16 protein-coding genes and 2 pseudogenes are annotated in these 20,960 nt (G+C 58.0%); 8 read left to right on the top strand and 10 right to left on the bottom strand.

Annotated features, from left to right (window positions below):
* The first annotated feature begins 24 nt into the window (after positions 1-24).
* Genes BKN05_RS04460 through BKN05_RS04485 form a run of 6 tightly spaced genes read left to right on the top strand, consistent with a single transcriptional unit; the run spans position 25 to position 7,109 of the window.
* Entirely contained in the window at positions 25-1,626 is a 1,602-nt protein-coding gene (locus tag BKN05_RS04460; RefSeq protein WP_286688045.1) for a choice-of-anchor M domain-containing protein, read from the top strand.
* On the top strand, positions 1,626-3,134 hold the full coding sequence (locus BKN05_RS04465; RefSeq protein ID WP_286688046.1) for an anchored repeat ABC transporter, substrate-binding protein: 1,509 nt from the start codon (positions 1,626-1,628) through the stop codon (positions 3,132-3,134). Before BKN05_RS04460 ends, BKN05_RS04465 begins: the two co-directional genes overlap by 1 nt.
* Positions 3,127-4,005, top strand: a complete 879-nt coding sequence (locus tag BKN05_RS04470) for a choice-of-anchor M domain-containing protein (protein ID WP_286688047.1) — start codon at positions 3,127-3,129, stop codon at positions 4,003-4,005. Before BKN05_RS04465 ends, BKN05_RS04470 begins: the two co-directional genes overlap by 8 nt.
* Positions 3,992-4,726, top strand: a complete 735-nt coding sequence (locus BKN05_RS04475) for an anchored repeat-type ABC transporter ATP-binding subunit (RefSeq protein ID WP_396334659.1) — start codon at positions 3,992-3,994, stop codon at positions 4,724-4,726. The genes BKN05_RS04470 and BKN05_RS04475 overlap by 14 nt, the downstream gene beginning before the upstream one ends.
* Positions 4,723-5,631: an anchored repeat-type ABC transporter permease subunit gene (locus tag BKN05_RS04480; RefSeq protein WP_286688049.1), complete on the top strand. Its 909-nt coding sequence runs from the start codon at positions 4,723-4,725 to the stop codon at positions 5,629-5,631. Before BKN05_RS04475 ends, BKN05_RS04480 begins: the two co-directional genes overlap by 4 nt.
* Positions 5,628-7,109, top strand: a complete 1,482-nt coding sequence (locus BKN05_RS04485) for a choice-of-anchor M domain-containing protein (RefSeq protein WP_286688050.1) — start codon at positions 5,628-5,630, stop codon at positions 7,107-7,109. The genes BKN05_RS04480 and BKN05_RS04485 overlap by 4 nt, the downstream gene beginning before the upstream one ends.
* A gap of 84 nt (positions 7,110-7,193) precedes the next feature.
* On the opposite strand, the gene BKN05_RS04490 is transcribed toward BKN05_RS04485, so the two are convergent.
* Positions 7,194-7,931 (bottom strand): CE1 family esterase, encoded by a 738-nt coding sequence (locus tag BKN05_RS04490; protein WP_286688051.1) that lies wholly within the window; start codon positions 7,929-7,931, stop codon positions 7,194-7,196.
* A 490-nt stretch (positions 7,932-8,421) separates the two neighbouring features.
* Between BKN05_RS04490 and BKN05_RS04495 the strand changes: the two genes are divergently transcribed.
* Complete coding sequence (locus BKN05_RS04495; RefSeq protein WP_049377174.1) at positions 8,422-9,525, top strand: isochorismate synthase; 1,104 nt, start codon at positions 8,422-8,424, stop codon at positions 9,523-9,525.
* Here BKN05_RS04495 and BKN05_RS04500 read toward each other — a convergent pair.
* From BKN05_RS04500 to BKN05_RS04540, 9 genes and pseudogenes are all read right to left on the bottom strand, one after another.
* Positions 9,522-10,097: a class I SAM-dependent methyltransferase gene (locus BKN05_RS04500; RefSeq protein WP_286688052.1), complete on the bottom strand. Its 576-nt coding sequence runs from the start codon at positions 10,095-10,097 to the stop codon at positions 9,522-9,524. The two genes, BKN05_RS04495 and BKN05_RS04500, sit on opposite strands and share 4 nt — an antisense overlap.
* Positions 10,090-10,837 (bottom strand): annotated as a pseudogene (locus BKN05_RS04505) (fumarylacetoacetate hydrolase family protein). Before BKN05_RS04505 ends, BKN05_RS04500 begins: the two are co-directional and overlap by 8 nt.
* Before the next feature lie 178 nt (positions 10,838-11,015).
* Complete coding sequence (locus BKN05_RS04510) at positions 11,016-12,035, bottom strand: 3-isopropylmalate dehydrogenase (protein ID WP_049377172.1); 1,020 nt, start codon at positions 12,033-12,035, stop codon at positions 11,016-11,018.
* 117 nt (positions 12,036-12,152) lie between these two features.
* Positions 12,153-13,739 carry a phosphoglycerate dehydrogenase gene (gene serA, locus BKN05_RS04515; protein WP_198492935.1) on the bottom strand — a complete coding sequence of 529 codons (1,587 nt, stop codon included), beginning with the start codon at positions 13,737-13,739 and terminating at the stop codon, positions 12,153-12,155.
* Positions 13,740-13,802: 63 nt separating this feature from the next.
* The gene (locus BKN05_RS04520) at positions 13,803-14,708 is read right to left on the bottom strand and encodes a hypothetical protein (RefSeq protein ID WP_232619519.1); all 906 of its coding nucleotides are present in this window, start codon (positions 14,706-14,708) and stop codon (positions 13,803-13,805) included.
* A complete protein-coding gene (locus BKN05_RS04525; RefSeq protein WP_286688053.1) occupies positions 14,698-16,488 on the bottom strand; it encodes a GmrSD restriction endonuclease domain-containing protein in 1,791 nt (596 codons plus the stop codon). Before BKN05_RS04525 ends, BKN05_RS04520 begins: the two co-directional genes overlap by 11 nt.
* 111 nt (positions 16,489-16,599) lie before the next feature.
* A pseudogene (gene ilvC, locus BKN05_RS04530) lies at positions 16,600-17,596 on the bottom strand (ketol-acid reductoisomerase).
* A gap of 99 nt (positions 17,597-17,695) precedes the next feature.
* The gene (gene ilvN / locus BKN05_RS04535) at positions 17,696-18,214 is read right to left on the bottom strand and encodes an acetolactate synthase small subunit (protein ID WP_198492931.1); all 519 of its coding nucleotides are present in this window, start codon (positions 18,212-18,214) and stop codon (positions 17,696-17,698) included.
* Positions 18,215-18,216: 2 nt separating this feature from the next.
* Entirely contained in the window at positions 18,217-20,067 is a 1,851-nt protein-coding gene (locus tag BKN05_RS04540) for an acetolactate synthase large subunit (RefSeq protein WP_286688054.1), read from the bottom strand.
* Between the two features lie 308 nt (positions 20,068-20,375).
* Here BKN05_RS04540 and BKN05_RS04545 point away from each other — a divergent pair, with 308 nt between their 5' ends.
* Positions 20,376-20,918 carry a PH domain-containing protein gene (locus BKN05_RS04545; RefSeq protein ID WP_198492929.1) on the top strand — a complete coding sequence of 181 codons (543 nt, stop codon included), beginning with the start codon at positions 20,376-20,378 and terminating at the stop codon, positions 20,916-20,918.
* Positions 20,919-20,960: the final 42 nt, after the last annotated feature.

A 20,960-nucleotide genomic window follows, 5' to 3' on the forward strand; every position in this document is an offset into this window, starting at 1 on the left:
CCACCAACTAGACGGGAAACCACAATGCACTATTCACCATCTTTTGCCTCCCAGCGCGTCCCGCTGCGGCGCCGATTTATTCAGGTATTTGCCGCCGTCTTTGCCACAGCATTGGCCTTCTTCTCCCCCGCCGCGGCACTTGCCTTTGATGAGGTCTTCGACTCTGGGCATGTAGACGCCTTCTATGTCACGGCCCCAGATGGTCAGCTACATCTGTCAATGAAGGAAGACATCACTGGATCGGGCGTGCCACGCTCCGGCGATGATGTGGTGCTCAAGGTTGTCGAGGATGCCTGGTCGGATGCCACCGAGGCCGTGCCGGAGATAGGCCAGCCCACCTACTTCCTGCCGCAGACGCAAGATCAGCGCATCATTTGGCCGGGCTGGGATACCCAGCCTGCACGCGATGGCGGCTTTGACAACGTTGACCTAGAATTCGCCGAAGTCTCTGGACCTGGTTCAGTGTATGTTTTTGAAACCAGCGGCTTTGGCGATGTCAAGACGGTTACAGATTCCGGTTCAATGGAGCTCACCAGCGGTGAGGTCATCAACCAACCCAATCCAGCCCACCGGCACGTCAACTGGGCCTTTAGCGAGGCCGGCACCTACACCATGACGGTGCGAGCCCACTCCAACGGCGAAACCAGCAATGCTGTGACCTACACCTGGGATGTGGGCGACGGCGGCGATGCGTCCACAGCGGATCGATCGGCTGACACGGGCGAGGTAAACAATGACCAAGAAGCCTCGAGCGCCCAACGGTCAGCAGACAAGGGCGGCGCTGCAGCTGCCGATAAGTCCGGCGCCTCCGGGGACGAAGAGTGCACCCCGGGTATGACGCCGCAAATCAAGGACGATACGGTCTCCCCTTCCCAGTGGCGCGATGCTGATGGCGCTACCTTTTATCTCTCCGATAAATCCAGCGTCGATCTGCCGCAAGAGGTAGGTCCGGTGCCAGCTGGTCAGGCGTGGATGATTGGTTCTACCCAGGTCGATGGTGTGCCGTGGCTCGGCGCAAATACCCAAAGTCCGACCATGCGCGAGAATATCCCTGGCGATGTCACCTGGGAGTTAGCAGGCTTCAAGGGACCCGGCCCGATGATGGTCTACTCCCAAGGCGGGCTGGGAAAGATCGTGGGCGATGAGTGGTTCCGCGGCAATGCAGATGCGGCGGAGGGTACCTATTCGATTGCCCCCAATACGCACGTGCACCCCAACTGGGTCTTTGGTGCGCAGGGCACCTATGACGTCACCATCCGCCAGGTGGCCAAGACCAATGAGGGCAAGCAAGTTGCCGGTGAAGCGACACTTCACTTCGTGGTCGGCGGCGACAAGCCGGCTGAAGCCTTTGACAACGGGCACTTCGACTTGGGCGCTGCGGTAAATCCGGAGGGCGGCGACTGCGGGCATGGTGCTGCGGCAGGTGGGGCGTCGGCAAGCGCTGGTGGCTCTACCGCAAGTACCGGATCAAACACTGGCCAGTCCGGGCAGGCACACAGCAAGGGCGGTTCTTTAGCCAATACGGGGACTCCTATTGTTCCCTTCGGCATCGGAGCGTTGGGCTTGGGCATGCTCTTCCTCGGCCTAGGCATTGCCCGTCTAGCTGTAGCTAAGGCAGCGGACTAATGGCGCGTGCGCTTTCCCATAGACGCAGGCTTCGGACCATAGGCGCGCTGCTGGGCTCCTGCCTGCTGGCCACTGGTTGTGCCACTTCGGCTGCGTTGGATACCGGAAGCGGAGAAAAATTCGCCGTGGTGGCCACCACCCCGATCCTCGCGGATCTTGCGCGCAACGTCGCGGGAGAAGATGCCCGGGTACAAAGCCTTATCCCCAGCGGAAAAGATCCGCATACCTTTGAGCCAACGCTGCGCACGGTGCGCGATGTTGCCAATGCCGATTTGGCGCTGAGCAATGGCTACTTGCTGGAGCCACAGTCTCTCATCGATACGCTGCACGAATCCACCGATGCCCCCGTGGTGGAAGTCGCTGATGCTGCCTCCACCCGCGGTGCCACTCTGGTGCCGCTGGTAGAAGATGTCTCGCTCGAGGCAATTTGGCTGGGCCTGCGCATCAGCGGCGCACAGCAGCGCTCTTCCGGAGTAGACTTCCGCATGGTCTCTGCCGATGGGCCAGGTAACGTCGCGGCCTATGTGGTCTCTACCTTCGGCACCCCGGAGGTCCTTTTTAACTCAGCCGATGGCATCGATGGAAAAGACTCAGTGACCTTGCCGGACAACGCCCACACGCACGTGTCTTGGGGATTTTCCCAGCCGGGAATCTACGACCTCGGGTTCCAAGCAGAGGGCACCGAGGTTCAACACCTCACTGTGGCCGTGGGAGTAAACCCGCCTAAAGGCATGCAAGTGATAGATTCCGGACACCTGGATATTGCAGGAGACCTAGCCAAGCGACGCATTGACCTGCGCGATCAGGACAAGCGCTTCGACCCTGCCACCACCGTGGTGTCAATCCCCTCTTCGGTTCTGCAGCCCATCCCGCCGGATCCGGCCTACCGCTTCCTGGGCACGCCAGGCGAGGATACCTACCTCCTGCCGCAGGCCGTACTAGGAAAGCACATTCACGGCGAGGTGGACCCTCACCTGTGGCACAACGTGGACAATGCCATCGCCTACGTCGATGTTATTGCCGAGGAATTGGCGCAGGCAGATCCCTCTCATGGTGCCTCTTATCACCAGCGAGCGCAGGCCTACACCAAGCGCCTGCGGGATACGGATTCCTACGTAGAGCACGCCATTTCTTCCATTCCTCAAGAAAACCTGCACCTTGTGACCACCCACCACGGCTACGCCTACCTGGAGCAAGGATATGACATTTCTGTGGCGGGCTTTGTCACCCCCAATCCGGCCATCGAGCCCTCCCCGCGAGAAGTCATCGCCTTGCGCCGCACATTGGAAAACCTCCACCTGCCCGCCGTCTTCGTCGAACCTGTACAGCAGGCAAGCGCCGAGACCCTGGAGCAGGCTGCCGCGGAGCAAGGCGTGGAGCTGTGCCCCATCTACGGCGACACGTTCGATGACACCGTCAGCTCCTACATCGACCTCATGAAATTTAACGCTGATTCCCTGCAGCGTTGTCTGAACCCCAACCCCACCCATGGAGATAAAAATGCTTAAATTCGCTACTCGTACCGCCACCCGCACCGCCGCCTGCGTCCTTACTGCAGGTCTGGCACTTTCTACCAGCCCTGCTTGGGCGGGCGACCTCGCCCAGGTGGTCGGTGCCGATGAACACGTTGCCCCCCAGGGCGAAGAAAAGGTCATCGACACCGGTCACGTAGACGTTGGTGCCCTGCTTGATGGCACGGATTCTGAGCTTATGGCCCGCGATGATGCCGGCGATAAGCCAGTCTGGCGTCACTTGGACGACCTCGTGTTTTCCGTGGGCGATAAAGCACAGCAAGCCCTTCCCGATACGGATGACTTTGGCTTCGTTGGAGCTGAGTCCGGCGATAAGGTCTGGGTGGTTCCCCAAACCGAGCAAGTCGGCGTTCCCTGGCTGGGCTGGAATACCCAGGCGCCCTCCCTTGTCGACGCCGCCGACCGCGGCATCACCATGGAATTCCTCGGCCACTCCGGGCCGGGCGATTTCTCCCTCTTCTTACAAAACGGCGGCTTTGAAGCGCCACAGCTCTTGTGGTCCACCGCGCAGAAGAGCGACGAGGACTTCTGGGTAGACCTCAATACCCACACCCACGCCAACTGGACGTTTACGGAGCCAGGCACCCATCAGGTAGGCATCAGGGTGAAGGGCAAGACCAAGGACGGCGCCGAGTTCAGCACCGATGGCGTACTCACCTTCGCCGTGGGCGATGATGCCGACGTCCAAGCGGCCCAAGACACTATCTGGAATCCAGACAACGCTCAGACCGCAGGCTCCTCTATTCCCACCTGGGTCTTTGTCCTCGCCGGCGTTGGCGCCGTAGTGCTACTGCTGGCCCTAGGGCTCGCCCTGCGTTCAGCCAAGCGGGGCGATAGCCGTGGCTAAACCGCTCATTTCCGTTGCTGATCTAAACGTCTCGCTCTCGCACCGCAGCGTTATCACCGCTGCCAATCTAGAGGTCCACCCCGGCGAATTCATCGGGCTCCTCGGGCCCAATGGTGCTGGTAAGACCACCCTCATGCGCGCCATTTTAGGGCTTATCCCTTCCTCCGGAACTCGGAGCATCTCCGGCACCGTGGGGTATGTTCCCCAGCGTCACGAAGTGGAATGGGGCTTTCCCATCAATGTCTATCGCACCGTGCTCAGCGGCCGCACCGGCCTTATCGGCTGGCTGAAGCGACCGCGCGCTAAGGATCATGCCGCAGCAGCAGAGGCGCTTCGTTTGGTGAACATGGAAGAACTTTCTACCCGCCCCATCGAAGAACTCTCCGGTGGTCAACGCCAACGCGTACTCATCGCCCGGGCCCTCTCCACACAACCACACGTGCTGTTGCTCGATGAGCCCTTTACCGGACTAGATGCGCCCAATACCGAATCGCTCCTCGAGCTTTTTGAAGAGCTTTCCCACCGCGGCACATCCATCATTATGTCCACTCATAACCTTTCTGAAGCCGCACATTCTTGCCACCGCCTCATTCTCTTTAACGGCACCGTGGTAGCCGATGATTCCGCCTCGCACCTTCTTCAACAGACGGACCCGTGGACAAAAACCTTTGGCGTGCGTGCCGGTTCCCCTTTGCTTTCTGCCATTGGAGTCACCGCATGATAGAAATTTCCTTCCTCGATTTCCTGCGCGACCTGGTCAATCCCCACCTTGACTTTCTCGCCCGCGCGGTAGGCATCTCCTTGCTTGCGGCCATCGTATGCGGCGTCATCGGCTGCTATGTCGTGCTACGCGGCATGGCTTTTATTGGCGACGCCGTCTCCCACGCCGTATTCCCGGGCCTAGCCATAGCCTTCGCCCTGCAAGCCTCGGTGCTCGTGGGTGGCGCAGTCGCCGGTGCAGTTGTGGCCTTGCTCATCGCCGCCTTTTCGCAGCGTCGCCACGTGCGAGCGGATTCCATCATCGGTATCTTCTTCGCCGCTGCTTTCGCTTTGGGCATGGTGATAATCTCGCGCACCGATGGTTATAGTGCCTCGCTGACAAGCTTCCTCTTCGGCTCACTCACCGGCGTTTCCCGCACCGATATTATCGTCGCGGGCTGCGTATGCGCCGTAGTTGTCGCCATCGTTATAGCCTTTGGACCCCAGCTCAACGCCACGTGCTTGGACCGGGAAACTGCCCGCGCAATGGGCTTGCCTGTCTTTGTTTTGGACATCATTTTGTACCTGTGTGTCACGGCCGCAGTGGTCATTTCCGTGAGCACCATCGGCAATATCTTGGTCCTCGCGCTGCTCATCACTCCGCCCGCGACGGCACGCCTGCTTAGCACAAATCTAACGACCATGATGTGGCTTTCCGCCCTCATCGGCGCGCTGTCCAGCTTCCTCGGCATCTACCTGGCATGGGCCATTGATCTTCCGGCCGGCGCCACCATCGTGCTCACCCTCACCGCCATTTTCTTGGTTGTATGGGCCATCCATCCACTTCTCGGCGCCCGCAAGCACGCAGGTGCCTCGCTTTCCGACGCCCCACACCCCACCCCACGAAAGGAATCCGTCTCCTCATGAAACCTGTCTGCCGCACCGCGGTGGCCCTCGGCGCCGCGGGACTGATAAGCCTCAGCGCCCTTCCGGGAGCGGGGGTAGAACTCTTCGAGCCCGCCACCGCATATGCAGAAGAATCCACCGAAGCATGCACTTCCAGCGATTTCGACCTCATCACCAAGGGACACCAGGACATGGCGCTCAGCGGCGATTCCGGCGCTCTCAGCTTCAAGGTCAAAGATGATGATAAGGGCATCGAGCATGACTCTGAGTCCTTTGCCATAGAGGTATCTGATGACCTTAAGCAGCCGCTTTCCGAGCTCAGCGATAGTTCCCTGCCCGATGAAGGCTGGGTACTGCCGCAAACGCAAGATCCCAACGCCCCCTGGCTAGGTTTTAATACCCAAGAGCTATCTCAGGATCTCCTCGCCGCCGGAGACACCGCTACTTTGAGCATGGCTATCGCACGGGGCCCCGAGGATGGCCGTATCGTGGCCTACCAGATGGAGCTTGGTGGCCCCAAGGTACTTATGGATACTGCCGATGGCTCTGCCTGGGACTACCCCGGCAATTCCCATTCCCACCCGGCCTTTGTGTTTACCGAGCCGGGAACCTACGCGGTGAGCTTTACCTTTGAGCTTCCCGACGGCTCCCGACACCACCTCCATGCCGGTTTCCTCGTCGGAGAGCAGGCCACGGAGACAGAACTGTGCGGCGTGGACTATACCGATGCTGACGCTGCTACCGGCAACGGAGGCGACTCACATAGCCAGCCCAAGCAACTTGAAAAAGACGTTAAAGACGTAGACAAAGCCATCGCTGGCTTGGACAAAGAGCTCGACAAGACCCTGCAAGAGGGTCAGAAGTTCCTAGAAGGTGGTAAGCCGCAACAAGGCGGCAAGGACTCTGGCGAGGATAGCGCAGGCAAGCGCAAGCAGGCCTCCCGCACCACGGCAAAAGACGCTGGGAAGGTTAGAGCGCCGCATAACACGCCCTCCACGGGTTCAGCTCAAGCCTCTGGTACTCCGCGAAAGTCTGGTTCTGGTTCTGGGGCTACGACCCACCACTCTGCTACTCGTGTGAATGATTCTGCTTCCACTGCGAAAACCGGAAAAAGCGCGGCCACTGGCACAAGCTCGCACCGTTCTGCTTCCACCAGCGGTTCTTCCCACTCGACGGCCAAAAAGTCCACCGGCTCCCGGGACGCAAAATCTACTAAGCGTACTAAGGGCAAGGCTGCGGGCTCCGCTAGTGCACAGCAGGTTCCGGATGCCGGCGCTGGGGAAGGCAGGGACTCTGAGAATGTACTGACTAATGCCGCTGCGTATACCGCTACCCTGGCAAAAAGCAGCTTCTGGGCGGGCCTTTTAGCCGGACTAGGCGCATTCGCGCTGGTGCTCGGCATCGGTCTGTTGGTCTATGTCCAGTTCTTCCGCAAGAAGAAGGCGCCAGCCCAGCAGCCTGCCGATGATGCTACGACCCACCTGCCGCGCGTCGACTAGCACAGTGCTCTTTAGCAGCCAACAATGAAACTAGGCCCAGAGGAGATATCCTCTGGGCCTTATCCGTGGCTAAGCACCGCTGTTTTATACCCTGGTCTTGGACGAGAGGAAGTCCCAGACCACCCGTGGAGTATCTGGCTGCCAGAACCAGGTGTGGTCCTGTGGAACCTTGACCAGCTGTACATCCTTCTGGCAGCCGTTGAAGCTCAGGCGTTCGGAACCGCCAGCCTCCGGAGTGGCTTGGAAGGTCATATCGCATCGATTGCGCTTCAGGTAGCTACCAAGCACGGTGCGCACTGGCAAGTAACCAGCCTCGTGCCGGTCACCGCCTTCATAGGTCATCATCTTGTCGTTAACGCCGTGCATGATGAGGGTATTCATCGGCGCATCTGCACAGTTGACCTCGACCGGGTTATAAAATGCACCTGAGACCATGGCTACAGCGGCGAAGGTATCTTGGGCGTGGCAGCCGAGCACAGAGGTAAAGCCGCCGCCGTTGGACATGCCCATGGCGTATACGCGGTTGCGGTCAACATGGTAGTCCTTGTCCACAGAGTCAAGAATGCGCTTGATGAAGCGGATGTCCTCCCCATCGCGGGTCTTGGCATAGGGCGCTGCCTCCCAAGCTCGCTCAAATCCCTCTGGATAGACGATGATGGCCTCGTTATTGGCCTCGGTGGTCTGCATGCGCGCGTAGCTGGAGTAGTTCTCCGGGGAATCTCCCCACCCACCGAAGCCGAAGAGAACAGGCGCAGCCTTATCCGGCGAATAGTTATTGGGAATACGCAATAGATACCTGCGGGTCTTTCCTTCATGCTCCATATTGAGCGACTGTATGGAACCCGGCTTAAACGGGGGGTTGGGATTAATGCTGGTATCTACCATCGCTGGCCGCGGCGCCGGCTCCGGCAGCGATGAACCCTCAGGCGCAGGTGCTGGGTTGTCTTCTCCGCTACCTTTTCCTGCTGGCGCCGGGGTAGATTCTTTAGCGCCTTCTGGAACAAGGTGGGATCCATCTGGCTGCGGAATAACCGGCTTCGCGTTTTCGGGTGCCGGAGCTGGGGCCGGTGCTGGCGCTGGCGCTGGAGCCGGTGCAGGAGCAGGCGCTTCTTGAGCGCGGGCAGGAGAAGCGCTCAGCAACGCCCCGCTAGCCAGCACACCAACAAGGATCAGGTACAGGGAATAGTGAAGAAACTTAGTAACATTAGCCACAAGGTTAAAATTAACCACATCATTCACTTAATTCACTGTTTACACGCCCAGTGCACACCCAATTCTGTAAGAAAAGCCCAAGGCATTAAGCTATATTTTCATGCACGAAGACAGACCAAGCACCGCCCCCGATTTTTTGCTCTCGCGAGCAACGGGGTCTGTCCGTACCCAAGGTGCGCGCCACACTTTCAATGACACCGACGCGGCGATTTCCGCCCTTCGCAGCAAGGATATTGACATGGTCGTCGGTGCGATTCCGTTCGACTCTGACACACCCGCCGCGCTAACGGTGCCGGAGGCCATCATCCGCGAAGAGGGCCCTTTGGAGCCGCACGCCTACTACCGCAATAAGAGCCTGAACTCCCGAGTGGTCGGATTCGATCCAGAACCCGAAGAGCACCTGCGCCGAGTAGAGGCGGCCATCGGCACGATCGAGACCTCCAAGCTGGAAAAGGTGGTTTTGGCCCGTGCCGTAGAAATCGAATTCCCTGAGGCTATTGATCCACGCCTCGTGGCGGCGCGCCTTATCGATCTTTCCGCCAACCGCGATGGCTTCATTGCTGATCTCTCCCCCGCTGGCCGGCCGGGCGCGATGCTGGTTGGTTCTTCTCCAGAGGTTTTGGTCAAGCGTCAGGGCTCGACCGTTTCTGCCTTTCCCTTGGCCGGATCGTCACCGCGCCGCGCCGCAGCAGCTGAGGACCACATCGCAGGTCAAGATCTCTTGCATTCTGCCAAGGATCTCCACGAGCACTCCTTCGTAGTGGAACACCTGCGCAGGGTGCTTAGCCCGCTATGCGAGCGGCTAGACATTCCGGACACCCCGCAGCTCATTAGCACCAATGAGATGTGGCACCTTGGCACGCCAATTTTCGGAACGCTCAAGGATAAAGACTTGACTGCTCTTGAGCTTGCCCTGGCAGCACACCCCACACCAGCCATCTGTGGCACCCCTGCAGAGGCCGCCCAAGCCCTCATTGAGACTGCAGAAACGGACCGTGGATTCTATGCCGGAGCGGTCGGCTGGTGCGATAGCTCCGGCGACGGCGAGTACATGGTAGCCATCCGCTGCGCAGAAGTGGCCGGCGATGGGCTATCGGCGCGCGCCTGGGCCGGTGGAGGCATCGTCGGCGATTCTGATGCCCAAGCGGAGTTGGAAGAAACCACCGCTAAACTGCGCACCATTTTGAAGGCGCTCAGCCTCTAGGCTGCACGCTTGGCGACGAGCACGACATCGCTTTGGTGGTGCGCACCCGCGCCTTCCGTCAGGTGACGCTCACGACGAGTTAGCTCGACCGTCTCCAGCTCGCGCAGGTTTTCCGCTAACCATTCCGGCATCGCTACCTCTGCCGACTCCATATCGTGATGGACAAAGAGCAGTGTTCCGCCTGGAGCCACCAATCGCTCTAGCTCTTCCACCTCTTTTGGCGTGGCGCCTACCCCACCATAATGGACGCTGACCAAGTCAAAGGGCTCATGGCTAAAGTCATTAAACGTTGTGCCCCGCGCTGCGACGCCGTGGGCGTTGGTGCGCGCCACAGCAGTCGGAGCGAAATCAATGCCCAACACCTCCCAGCCGTGGTTCTTTAGCCAGAGCGCATCCGCGCCTTCTCCACACCCGATATCAAGGGCCGTGCCAGGGGTCAGCTTCGCAGCATAATCGACAAGGGTCTCATTGGGATTGGCCGACCACAGCCGCTCAGTACTCTGGTAGCGTGCCTCTATTTCCTCGGAGGTGGGTACGTAGGCGCGGTGTTCTTGGTGGCATGGGTTATGCACGGTGAATGGAATTGCGCAGGGTGCCGAGGCCTGGGATCTCGATTTCGATGGTGTCTCCTGGAACCATAGGAGCGGTGCCGGCTGGGGACCCGGTGGTGATGACATCGCCGGGCAGCAAGGTGTAGGCAGCGGAGATCTCCTCCAAAATTCCGCCCATCTTCACGATCATCTGGTCCGTATTGGAATCCTGCTTTTGCTCGCGAGAACCCTCGTGCGTCAGATAAGCATTAATCTTCTGATCGTCTAGATTCAAGCTATCCAGATCGGTTTCGATCCACGGGCCGAGCGGGCAGAAGGTGTCAATGCCCTTGGCACGAGCCCATTGACCGTCTTTGAACTGCAGGTCGCGGGAGGAAACGTCGTTACAGATGGTGTATCCCAACACGTGGTCTTTACTCGACGTTGGTGGCGTAGTCCGGGATCTTGATCGCGGCATCTGGGCCAATGACCGCGGTAGATGGCTTGATAAAAATAGTGGGAGGCAGGCTATCAGCAGACTTTTTGAAAACCTCGGCAACGTGGTCCGCATAGTTGCGTCCAAGCGCTACCACCTTGGTGGGAAGGGTCGGCGCCAACAGGCGAACCTCGTTAAGTTTCCACTCGCGGCCGGTCGGCTCCGGTGGGGTGAAGGGCGTGCCGGCAATTTCCTTTGCTACTAGCTCTTCCATTGGGGCGTCTTTGGGCCCATCGATAATGGCGAAACAGATTCCTTCTGGGTGTGCAATTCGTCCTAAACGCATAGCGGTAATCCTACTCAATAGCCACCTTCACATGTGTGCAAAGGATACGGTGTTAATTAGTTAATTTGAGTAAATTTCCTTTACCTTTTAATTGCCATTGCTGGCCCTACTGCGGACTACACCAGGAAACGCTGGGCGCCCGGGGCGTCGGCAAGCGCCTGGCACAAGAGGCCCACCTCTATGTGACGAGAAGCTTGGCGATCCGGTCACCGACTTCAACGGTCTTTATTGGTTCGGCATCGCGGTGCGCAACATCCTGTGCCACCACATCCTCAATCCGCTGCGCATTAGACTCATCACCCAGGTGACGAAGAAGCATGGCGACGGACAAGATTGCCGCCGTTGGGTCTGCAATCCCCTTACCCGCAATATCTGGCGCAGAACCATGCACCGGCTCGAACATGGAAGGATTCGTGCCAGAGGCATCGATGTTTCCGGAGGCAGCAAGGCCAATACCGCCAGTTACCGCGCCCGCCAAATCGGTCAGAATGTCTCCAAAAAGGTTATCGGTGACAATAACGTCATAGCGCGCCGGCTCTGTCACCATATAAATAGTCGCAGCATCAATATGCTGGTAATCCACCCGAACCTCTGGAAACTCGGCGGCGACTTCATTAACGGTGCGCTGCCACAACCCACCAGCATTGACCAAGACATTTGTCTTGTGCACCAAGGTCAGATGCTTACGGCGCTGCGCTGCCCGCGCAAACGCATCGCGTACTACACGCTCCACGCCGAAACGAGTATTTTGCGATACCTCGCTGGCCACCTCGTACTCAGTTCCCTCTCGCAAGGTACCGCCGTTTCCACAGTACAAACCCTCGGTACCTTCGCGCACCACAACGAAATCGATATCGCCCGGTTCAGCGAGCGGCGAGGAAGCGGTGGGATAGAGCCTGGAGGGGCGCAGGTTCACGTGATGATCCAGCGCAAACCGCATCTTAAGCAACAGTCCCCGCTCCAGCACACCTGGTGGCACCTCACCTGGAGCGCCGATCGCTCCCAATAGGATCGCATCGTGCTCGCGCAGGCTTTTCACATCGGCGTCCGTGAGAAGCTCCCCATTGCGCAGATAACGCCGCGCACCGAGGTCATACTCGGTAGTCTCGACATCGGAGCGAACGGCTCGCAGCACCTTGAGCGCTTCGGCCGTCACTTCTGGCCCAATTCCGTCGCCGCCAATCACCGCAAGTTTCATTATGTAAGATCCCTTTCTCACAGAGTGGATATGAAATTACCTTACCAAAACAAACCCGCGTAGCGCAGGAAATTACCTAGCACCACGCGGGTTGAGATTCTGTTATAGTCCGCAGCCTTATGCTTCCATGTTCAGCTGTTCGCATTCAGCCCCCAAGGCCGCATTAATTTCGGCGATGAGATGCTCTGGCACCTCGGCTTCCACGCGCAGAATTAACACAGCATCAGATTCCTGTTTACCGTGTGTAAGAGCGGCCGCCACGATGTTGATTCCCGCAGCCCCCAACTTGGTGCCTACCGTTCCCAATGCACCTGGGGCATCCGCATAGCGGAAGAAGAGGTTGCGGCCGCTAGCACGCATATCTACGCCGCGGCCGTTGATGCGAATGAACTTTTCGGTTCCATCGATGCCGATAAGTGCGCCGGTGAGCGAGGAGATCTCGCCATCGGCACCAATAACCTTCACCTGCAGGGAAGAGCGGTGCCCCTTGGACTCCGCATTAGTAGAAACCTCCACCTCTACCCCACGACTATTCGCGATCTGCATTGCATTGACAAAGGTCACCGGCTCCGAAGTCACGCCGCTAAACAGACCTCGGACGGCAGAAAGTCCTAGCACCTCCACGTCTTCGGTAGACAACTCGCCACAGGCCTCCACCTCGACGGCAACGGGGGCCTGACCCAAAAGGCGGCCAGCAGTAAGTCCTAGCTTGCGGGCGAGGTCCAACCAACCAGCAACCTCTTCTCTCACTGCCCCACCGGAGACATTGACCGCATCCGGCACAAACTCTCCTTCAAGCGCCTTCAAGACAGACTCCGCTACATCGGTTCCCGCACGGTCCTGGGCCTCTACAGTGGAGGCGCCTAGGTGCGGGGACACGGTGACTTGCGGCAGCTTAAAGAGCGGAGAATCAGTGCACGGTTCCGTGGCATAAACGTCAAAGCCCGCACCTCGATGATGTCCCGACTCGATAGACTCAGCCAGAGCCGCTTCATCTACCAAACCTCCTCGCGCTGCGTTAATGAGAATCTGTCCTGGCTTCGCCTTGGCCAAAAGTTCCCTATCAAACATTCCGGCCGTCTCCGGAGTCTTTGGCAGGTGAATGGTCACGAAATCCGAACGCGACATCAGCTCTTCTAGCTCAACTAATTCCACGCCCAACGCTGCCGCGCGAGCTGGGTTGGCATAGGGATCGTGCGCGATAATGGTCGTCTCAAAGGACTTCATACGCTGGGCAAAAAGCTGGCCAATGTGCCCAAAGCCAACAATGCCGATGGTCTTTCCGTAGACCTCTACGCCCTTGAAAGAAGAGCGCTTCCACTCCCCTTCGCGCAGGGACCGGTCGGCCGCTGGTACCTGGCGCGCCGTCGCTAAGAGCAGTGCGATGGCCTGTTCACACGCAGAGTGAATATTCGATGTTGGCGCATTGACCACCATGATGCCCTTGTCTGTGGCTGCCGGAATATCGACATTGTCCAGTCCTACTCCGGCCCGGCCCACAATTTTGAGCTTTGTGGCCGCTTCCAATACCTCTGCATCAACGGTTGTGGCAGAGCGCACCAGCAAAGCCTCGGCTTCCGGAACCGCGGCAAGGAGCTCGGCGCGATTCGGCCCATCCACCCAGCGGACCTCAACAGAGTCCCCCAAGGCCGTAACCGTGGACTGGGCTAATTTATCGGCAATAAGGACTACCGGCTTCGACATATCTTCCTTCGCTTAAGTGAAATGCGGTGCACGCGGGTTGTCCGCGTGTCAAGGAAGTGTAGTTCAGTCAGGAGTGCCCTGCTTGATTTTTGTCTTAAATTCTTTCACTCGACCGAATTCCGGCCCCAAGGCTACTAAGGCGCCGTCCTCCAGGCCCGCTACAGCAGCCATGCTGTGCTTATCCGCTAGCGGATCGGCAGTCGGCATGACCAAAACTCTTCCACCGTAGGCTGCCGCAGTAATGACGTTTGCGATGGGGCTATCCTTAGTGGCAACGATATTTGGCGCCATCTGGCCGTCCCTGCGGGACTGTGCTGGGATGGGTTGATTCTTTTCCTCGCCAGCATCAAGTTCGCCTTCATACGGCACCCAGGCAGGACGCAGCTCCATATGGGGAGTCTTATCCAGCCGTGCAATATCCTTTACCATCTGCTCCGGCGAGGCTACCACCTTGGAACCATACTGGAATGCCGTGAACTCCCCTAGTGCCCTATGCGTTCCTGGATCCTTGATCACGCTGAATTCACCAGAGGTTTCCGTCCACGGCACGTCACCGATTACCACCAGGCGACTTACTCCCAAGTCCGTGAGCAGCTTATGGATTTCCAAACGCCTAGCATCGTCATACTGCACCGCCGGCAAATGCTGGTTTACCGCCAAGGTTGCTGCACGAAGAATGGATTTATCATCCGGGGAAAAAAGGACCAGCGAATCCGAATCTTCAAAAAATAGGCGACTGGCTTCAATTCCAATGGGGTCATTAACAATGACCAACTTGCCATCAAATTTCGGATCAATAAGACGGTTTTGGTTTTCCGCCTTGGCCTTGCTGAGATCGATTTCGGACTCATCCAAATCGGACAGACCACGCCTGACCAGCTTGGATTCTGTGACCGGAGTGCCACAGGCTGCTAGCGCTAGGGAAGCAACAAGCACTGTAGCGGCCAAGCGCACAGATTTAGCGATCAAAAGCTTGCGGACCTTCCTCTCCACCACACAGGTTTGCTTCATCCACATCGCGGATAACGGGTTTGCCTAAAGCATATTCCACGATGTCCAAGAACCGGCGACGGCGGTCTGCGAGGAATTCACGCGGCTGGGATGCGCGCAGATAGTCCAGGTTCATTTCGTGGGATGCTAGCACCTCATCAAATTGCGCATCTTCCATGATGGACTTGGACTGAACGCGGGGAAGGTAGCGGTTGGGGGCGAAACCGTCGAGCACTACCTCGGTTCGTTTGCCCATCGGGGTGTAGTTCATCACCGACTCAGCCAAGACGGGATCGACGCCGTGGCGCTTGCACCAATTGAGCGGGAACACAGGGAAAAAGCCTGGCTTGAGCTCTTCAAACGTATGCCGGGTAAAGGCTTTTCCGGTGCGCCAGTCCTTCGCGCCGCGCGCCATGAGGAGGGCATAGAGTCCGTGCCATACGCCATCTTTGTCATCTACGGAAAGCAAACGGGATTCACGGAAGGTGGCATCGGTAACGGTCTTCGGCACCTCATCCGTTGCACCGGCTACCCATTCGGTGACCTCATCCACGTCGCGAGCTGCACGCAGTTGTACTGCAGAAGAGCCGTAGAGCTCGCCAAAGACGCCACACCAGAACCATTGGTTGATGCGGTTCCAGGACTGCTCGGTAGAAAGCGCTCCCCCGCGCTTGGCCAAGCGGGCGATAATGACTGCCAGGGGAACAATCTGCTCATTAAACGGAACCTGATCCATGCTAAGGATGCAGCGCTGCGCCAAGAACTCTGATACCTCGCGGAAGGTGATGCGCAGATCGTTGGCTGCCGACTTGTACTCCGCCAATGACAATTTCAAAATATCCTCGCGCTGGCCACCGGCACAGCCCTTTTCACCGGAGACCAGAAGCGATACTGCGGAGAGAAACTCGGTGCGGCCAATTCCGTCCAAGGCTGGAGACTTCCGCAGGTCCTTTTCCACTTCGTGCCAATCAGCGGCCAAGTGGAAGCTGGGGTCCTCAGAGGCAAAGACGGCAGTTAGCAGATCGAATACGTCCATCTGCAAACCGGCCGAGTTCGCTTGAGCGAAAATCGAGCCTATTCCGGCTCTCTCCGTCTCGCGGGAAAGTCGAATCATTGGCAGGTCATAGCCGGACAATGGTCGAATGATGCGATTATTAAAGGCAGCCAGTTCCGCGCTGTATTCCTGCTTGGTCGCCGCAAGTTCAAAAAGCATGCCGACGCCGTCTTCACTGAGCAAAGAAGCCACGGGAATGCACATATTCTCTAGTGCATCTTCGCGCGTTAGGACATCGCCCTCAATTGCTGGTGCAAAGTGCGAGCGAATCTTACCGTCTTGATTGACCGCGAAGATGGCATCATCCGGCATTAGATCGCCGCGAACGGCCGCGCGAATATCGATAAAGAAGCGGCGGTGAATCTTCTTCTTGCGGAAGTCAGTGGTGTCTACAAAGCCCTCGCCGTTGAAGCAGTGATACAGGGTGGTCAGGCGCTGCTGCCCGTCCAAAAGGAGCAAGCCGGGGTCGACGCCGGTTTCAGGTGCGCCCGCAAGGGCACGGGGACGGAAGCGCATCTTTTCGTTTCGGGTATTAAGAGCCATGAGCGCGCCGATGGGATAGCCGCGCAGCACGGAGACAATGAGAGAACGGATACGATCTTCATCCCAGGCATAGCTGCGCTGGAAGTCAGGTAACTGGATATCCCCGCGATCAATTCGTGCAAAGAGGTCTTTGAGGTCATAGCTTGGCGTCGTAAAACCCATGGCCCTCATCCTACTCCCCGCACTGGAGTTTTACCTGAAGCAAATAAAGCTAAACCCACGGTAAACATGCCTGTTCACCGTGGGGTGCGTTACGGACACCGCCTTTTATTCCTAGGCAGTAGCATCCAGCGGGTTCTTGACCCAGCTCATCAAATCGCGCAACTTGGTGCCGGTCTTTTCAATTTCGTGCTGCGCAAATTCCTCACGCAGACTCTCCAGCTCCTTGTTGCCGCCCTCAATATTGGCCAGCAGGCGCTTGGTGAAGGTGCCGTCCTGGATATCGGACAAGATATCCTTCATGCGCTGCTTGGCATCAGCATCAATTACGCGAGGGCCAGAAATGTAGCCGCCAAACTCGGCGGTATCAGATACCGAGTAGTTCATGTTGGCGATGCCGCCCTCAAACATCAGGTCCACGATGAGCTTCATCTCGTGCAGCACCTCAAAGTAGGCCATTTCTGGCTCGTATCCAGCCTCAGTCAGAACCTCGAAGCCGGCGCGAATCAGGAACTCTACGCCACCGCACAGGACAGCCTGCTCGCCAAAGAGGTCAGTAACCGTCTCTGCTTCGAAGGTCGTCGGGATAACGCCAGCACGCGCACCACCGATGGCTGCTGCATAAGACAGGGTCAGATCGTGGCCTTCGCCCTTAGGGTCCTGTTCGGTAGCGATGAGGCACGGAACGCCCTTGCCATCAACGAACTGGCGGCGAACCAGATGGCCAGGCCCCTTAGGTGCAACCATGCCAACGGTGACATTGGCTTGCGGTTCAATCAGCTTAAAGTGGATATTCAAGCCGTGCCCAAACAGCAGCGCATTGCCGTCTTCCAAGTTGGGGGCAATTTCATCTTCAAAGATCTGCTTCTGAGAGGTATCTGGTGCCAGCAGCATGATTACGTCTGCCCACTTGGCGGCCTCTGCAACGGTCTTGACCGCAAAGCCTGCTTCCTCAGCCTTGGCCGCCGACTTGGAACCTTCACGCAGACCAATAACAACCTCGACGCCGGAATCGCGCAGGTTCTGCGAGTGTGCATGCCCCTGGGAGCCGTAACCAATAACGGCTACCTTGCGACTCCGCATCATCGTCGTAGAAGGTTTCAATAGCCATGTCGTAGTCCTCAATTCTGTAGTGATTGTAAGTTCAATGAGTTAACGTCCCACCTAGCACTATACCACCGTGCGAGACGCAGTGACCATATAGTGGGATTTAATTTCGCGGGGGTGCCATCGCCTTGGGACCACGCCCCAAGGCCACGTCACCAGACTGCACCAGCTCGAGCACACCGAATGGCTCCAGGACGTCGAGAAGCGCCGCTAGCTTTCCAGGAGTACCGGTAGCCTCCACCACCACGGATTCTTGTGCCACGTCTACCACGCGGGCACGGAAGATATTAACGGCATCGACCACCTGCGGCCGGTTGGCGTTATTCGCAGCCACCTTGACCAGCATCAGGGCACGCGCCACGGTCGAGTCCGGCTCGAGCTCCACCACCTTGATGACCGGCACAATCTTGTTGAGCTGCTTGGTTACCTGCTCCATAATCCTTTCGGACGCATCGACCACGATGGTCAGCCGGTTAATCCCTGGATTTTCCGTCTGGGCAGAAACCAGCGAAATAATGCTGTACCCACGCCGGGAAAACATGCCGGTCACACGGGACAGGATCCCTTCGACGTCTTCTACCAGGACCGACAGAGTATGCCGGGAAACGTCACTGGGTGCCATGCCTATACCTCCTGGATAGTCTCGTCGATATCGGCAGGAGCTTCTGCTGCCGATTCATTGTCATCAAACAGCGGGCGCAAGCCACGGGCATATTGAATTTCTTCGTTGGACGCCGCACCGCCAATCATTGGCCAGACCTGGGCATCCTCACCAACGATGAAGTCAAGGACCACTGGGCGGTCATTGATTGCGCGGGCCCGTTCAATAGCCGGCACTACTTCTTCCTCACAGGTGACTCGGATGGCCTCGCATCCCAGCGCCTCTGCCAAGCGGACGAAGTCTGGGGTATAGACATCTCGTTCTCGCAGCTTGGTATTGGAGTAGTTCTCATTAAAGAACAGTGTCTGCCACTGACGGACCATACCGAGGTTGCCGTTATTAATGACGGCAACCTTAAACGGAAAGCCCTCCAATGCCGCGGTGGTGAGCTCCTGGTTGGTCATTTGGAAGCAACCGTCACCGTCAATCGCCCACACTTCTTTATCCGGGCACGCTGCCTTGGCGCCGAGGGCCGCCGGCACGGCATAGCCCATGGTTCCGGCACCGCCGGAGTTGATCCAAGAGCGTGGATGCTCAAAATCAATGAACTGTGCCGACCACATCTGGTGCTGTCCCACACCGGCACAGTAAATAGCCTCAGGACCTACGGTTTCACTCAGCTTTTCCAACACAAATTGGGGATTGAGCTGCCCATCCGGAGTGGGATCATAGCCACGGGGGAACCGTTCCTTGAGCCCATCGAGGTAATCCCGCCATGGGCCTACTTCCGGAGATTTCACCGCGGAGTTCTTACGGTACTCCTTTAAGAGACCTGCCAACACGTTGCGGGCATCACCCACGATTGGCACGGCAACGTCGCGGATTTTCCCAATTTCAGCCGGGTCAATATCAGCATGAATTACCTGGGCCTCAGGGGCAAAAGTGGAGGTATCACCGGTTACTCGATCATCAAATCGCGCGCCGATAGTAATCAACAGGTCAGCTCGCTGCATGGCCGCAACTGCAGGGACGGTGCCATGCATGCCCGGCATGCCCATGTGGAGCGGATGAGATTCTGGGAAGGCCCCCAAGGCCATGAGCGTAGTAACAACAGGGATTCCGGAGAATTCCGCAAACTCGCGCAGCTCCTTGGCCGCCTCGGCCTTGATGACACCGCCGCCGGCATAGATGACCGGCTTTTCTGCCTGTGCAATGAGCTCAACCGCTTGCGCGATCTGGCGATGGTGTGGCTTGGTCGTCGGTTTATATCCAGGCAGATCAAACGTAGCCGGGAAGGAATATTCCAATTCACCGTTTTGCACGTCCTTCGGGATATCCACCAAGACCGGCCCCGGACGGCCCGTAGACGCCAGATGGAATGCGGCTGCAATGGCAGCTGGAATCTGTCTCGGTTCTGTCACGATGTAGTTGTGCTTGGTAATCGGCATCGTCACGCCGCGAATATCGGCCTCTTGGAAGGCATCGGTTCCCAAGAGGTTGCTACCCACCTGGCCGGTGATGGCAACGATGGGAACGGAGTCCAGGTTGGCGTCGGCAAGCGCTGTCACCAAGTTGGTCGCACCCGGCCCGGAGGTGGCAATGCATACGCCTACCTTGCCGGAAGCTTGGGCGTAGCCTTCGGCGGCGTGGCCGGCACCCTGTTCATGGCGGGTGAGCACATGGCGCAGCTTGGTCGAGGTGTGCAAGGCATCGTATAGAGGAAGCACGGCACCGCCTGGAATGCCGAAGACGAGATCGGTTCCCAAGTCTTCGAGAGTGCGGACAATGGCGTGGGCACCACTCATCCGCTCCGGAGCGTGGGCGCGTGAGGCTGCAGCCACCGAAGCGGGCGTGGGCGAAGTTGTCGTAACCACGGTTAATGTGCTCCTTGAAATGGTCTATTAGTGGTCCTGATCATCATTGGCACCGGCTCCAGATATGAACGAAGCCCCCGCGGGCTTTTCTGTCTGCGGGGGCGAAATGCGTCGACGTCATGAGGCGTCGCGGTCACCACCGCGTTGGTCCTACCTGAAGTCGAATAATGATCATGGGCATGACTATACCTTGATAGGTATTACACTCGTGGAGATTACCCCCTTTTGAGATCGCATTCCCACCTGGTGGGACACGCCTGAAAAATAGGTTCGCCCTTGCCGGCCTTAGTGAATTAGGCTTGCACACTATGACTCCACCACCTAAGGACAACAAACCTCGTCAGTCCACCACCCAGGCAGAGGTTTTCAAGCCATCCCGCGACCACATCTTGGGCATCCTCATCCTGTCCGCCATTGCTCTGCTGAGCATCGGATGGGCCCCCAAATACCTCGCATGGCTGTTCATAATCCCCATCCTCGGATTGTGGTGGGTCATAAAATCCCGTACCAAAGTCTCCGAGTCTGGAATCGCTATCTCTTACGCATTCCGGAAAAATATCCAGATCGCATGGGACGATTTTGCCGGAATCGGCTTCCAACGCGCCCGCGCCTTCGCCCGCACCAAGGCCGGCGCGGAGCACAGCCTGCCCGGCGTTACCTTTAACTCGCTCCCGCGACTTTCGGAGGCCTCCCGCGGCCGCATCCCTGACGCCCTTACCCAGGGCCGTGAAGCGGCAGATGACAAGGTGGTAATTGTCCACCGTGACGGCCAACAAGTCCTCCTCAGCAAAGAAGAGTATGAGGACTACCTCGAGCGCCACCCCGAGCTCAAGCCTTCGGCCGAAAACTAAATACGCCGCCTACACTCCCCCACATCCTTGAAGGAATGGTGA

The sequence above is a fragment of the Corynebacterium sp. S5S1 genome (assembly GCF_001913985.1).
GTDB lineage: Bacteria > Actinomycetota > Actinomycetes > Mycobacteriales > Mycobacteriaceae > Corynebacterium > Corynebacterium marquesiae.

What these genes read in the sequence shown, in the direction of transcription:
- serA (WP_198492935.1), bottom strand. Translation starts at nt 13,739, where the DNA reads ATGTCGAAGCCGGTAGTCCTTATTGCCGATAAATTAGCCCAGTCCACG.
- BKN05_RS04510 (WP_049377172.1), bottom strand. Translation starts at nt 12,035, where the DNA reads ATGAAACTTGCGGTGATTGGCGGCGACGGAATTGGGCCAGAAGTGACG.
- BKN05_RS04490 (WP_286688051.1), bottom strand. Translation starts at nt 7,931, where the DNA reads ATGGAGCATGAAGGAAAGACCCGCAGGTATCTATTGCGTATTCCCAAT.
- BKN05_RS04470 (WP_286688047.1), top strand. Translation starts at nt 3,127, where the DNA reads ATGCTTAAATTCGCTACTCGTACCGCCACCCGCACCGCCGCCTGCGTC.
- BKN05_RS04485 (WP_286688050.1), top strand. Translation starts at nt 5,628, where the DNA reads ATGAAACCTGTCTGCCGCACCGCGGTGGCCCTCGGCGCCGCGGGACTG.
- BKN05_RS04525 (WP_286688053.1), bottom strand. Translation starts at nt 16,488, where the DNA reads ATGGGTTTTACGACGCCAAGCTATGACCTCAAAGACCTCTTTGCACGA.
- ilvN (WP_198492931.1), bottom strand. Translation starts at nt 18,214, where the DNA reads ATGGCACCCAGTGACGTTTCCCGGCATACTCTGTCGGTCCTGGTAGAA.
- BKN05_RS04465 (WP_286688046.1), top strand. Translation starts at nt 1,626, where the DNA reads ATGGCGCGTGCGCTTTCCCATAGACGCAGGCTTCGGACCATAGGCGCG.
- BKN05_RS04495 (WP_049377174.1), top strand. Translation starts at nt 8,422, where the DNA reads ATGCACGAAGACAGACCAAGCACCGCCCCCGATTTTTTGCTCTCGCGA.
- BKN05_RS04460 (WP_286688045.1), top strand. Translation starts at nt 25, where the DNA reads ATGCACTATTCACCATCTTTTGCCTCCCAGCGCGTCCCGCTGCGGCGC.
- BKN05_RS04480 (WP_286688049.1), top strand. Translation starts at nt 4,723, where the DNA reads ATGATAGAAATTTCCTTCCTCGATTTCCTGCGCGACCTGGTCAATCCC.
- BKN05_RS04545 (WP_198492929.1), top strand. Translation starts at nt 20,376, where the DNA reads ATGACTCCACCACCTAAGGACAACAAACCTCGTCAGTCCACCACCCAG.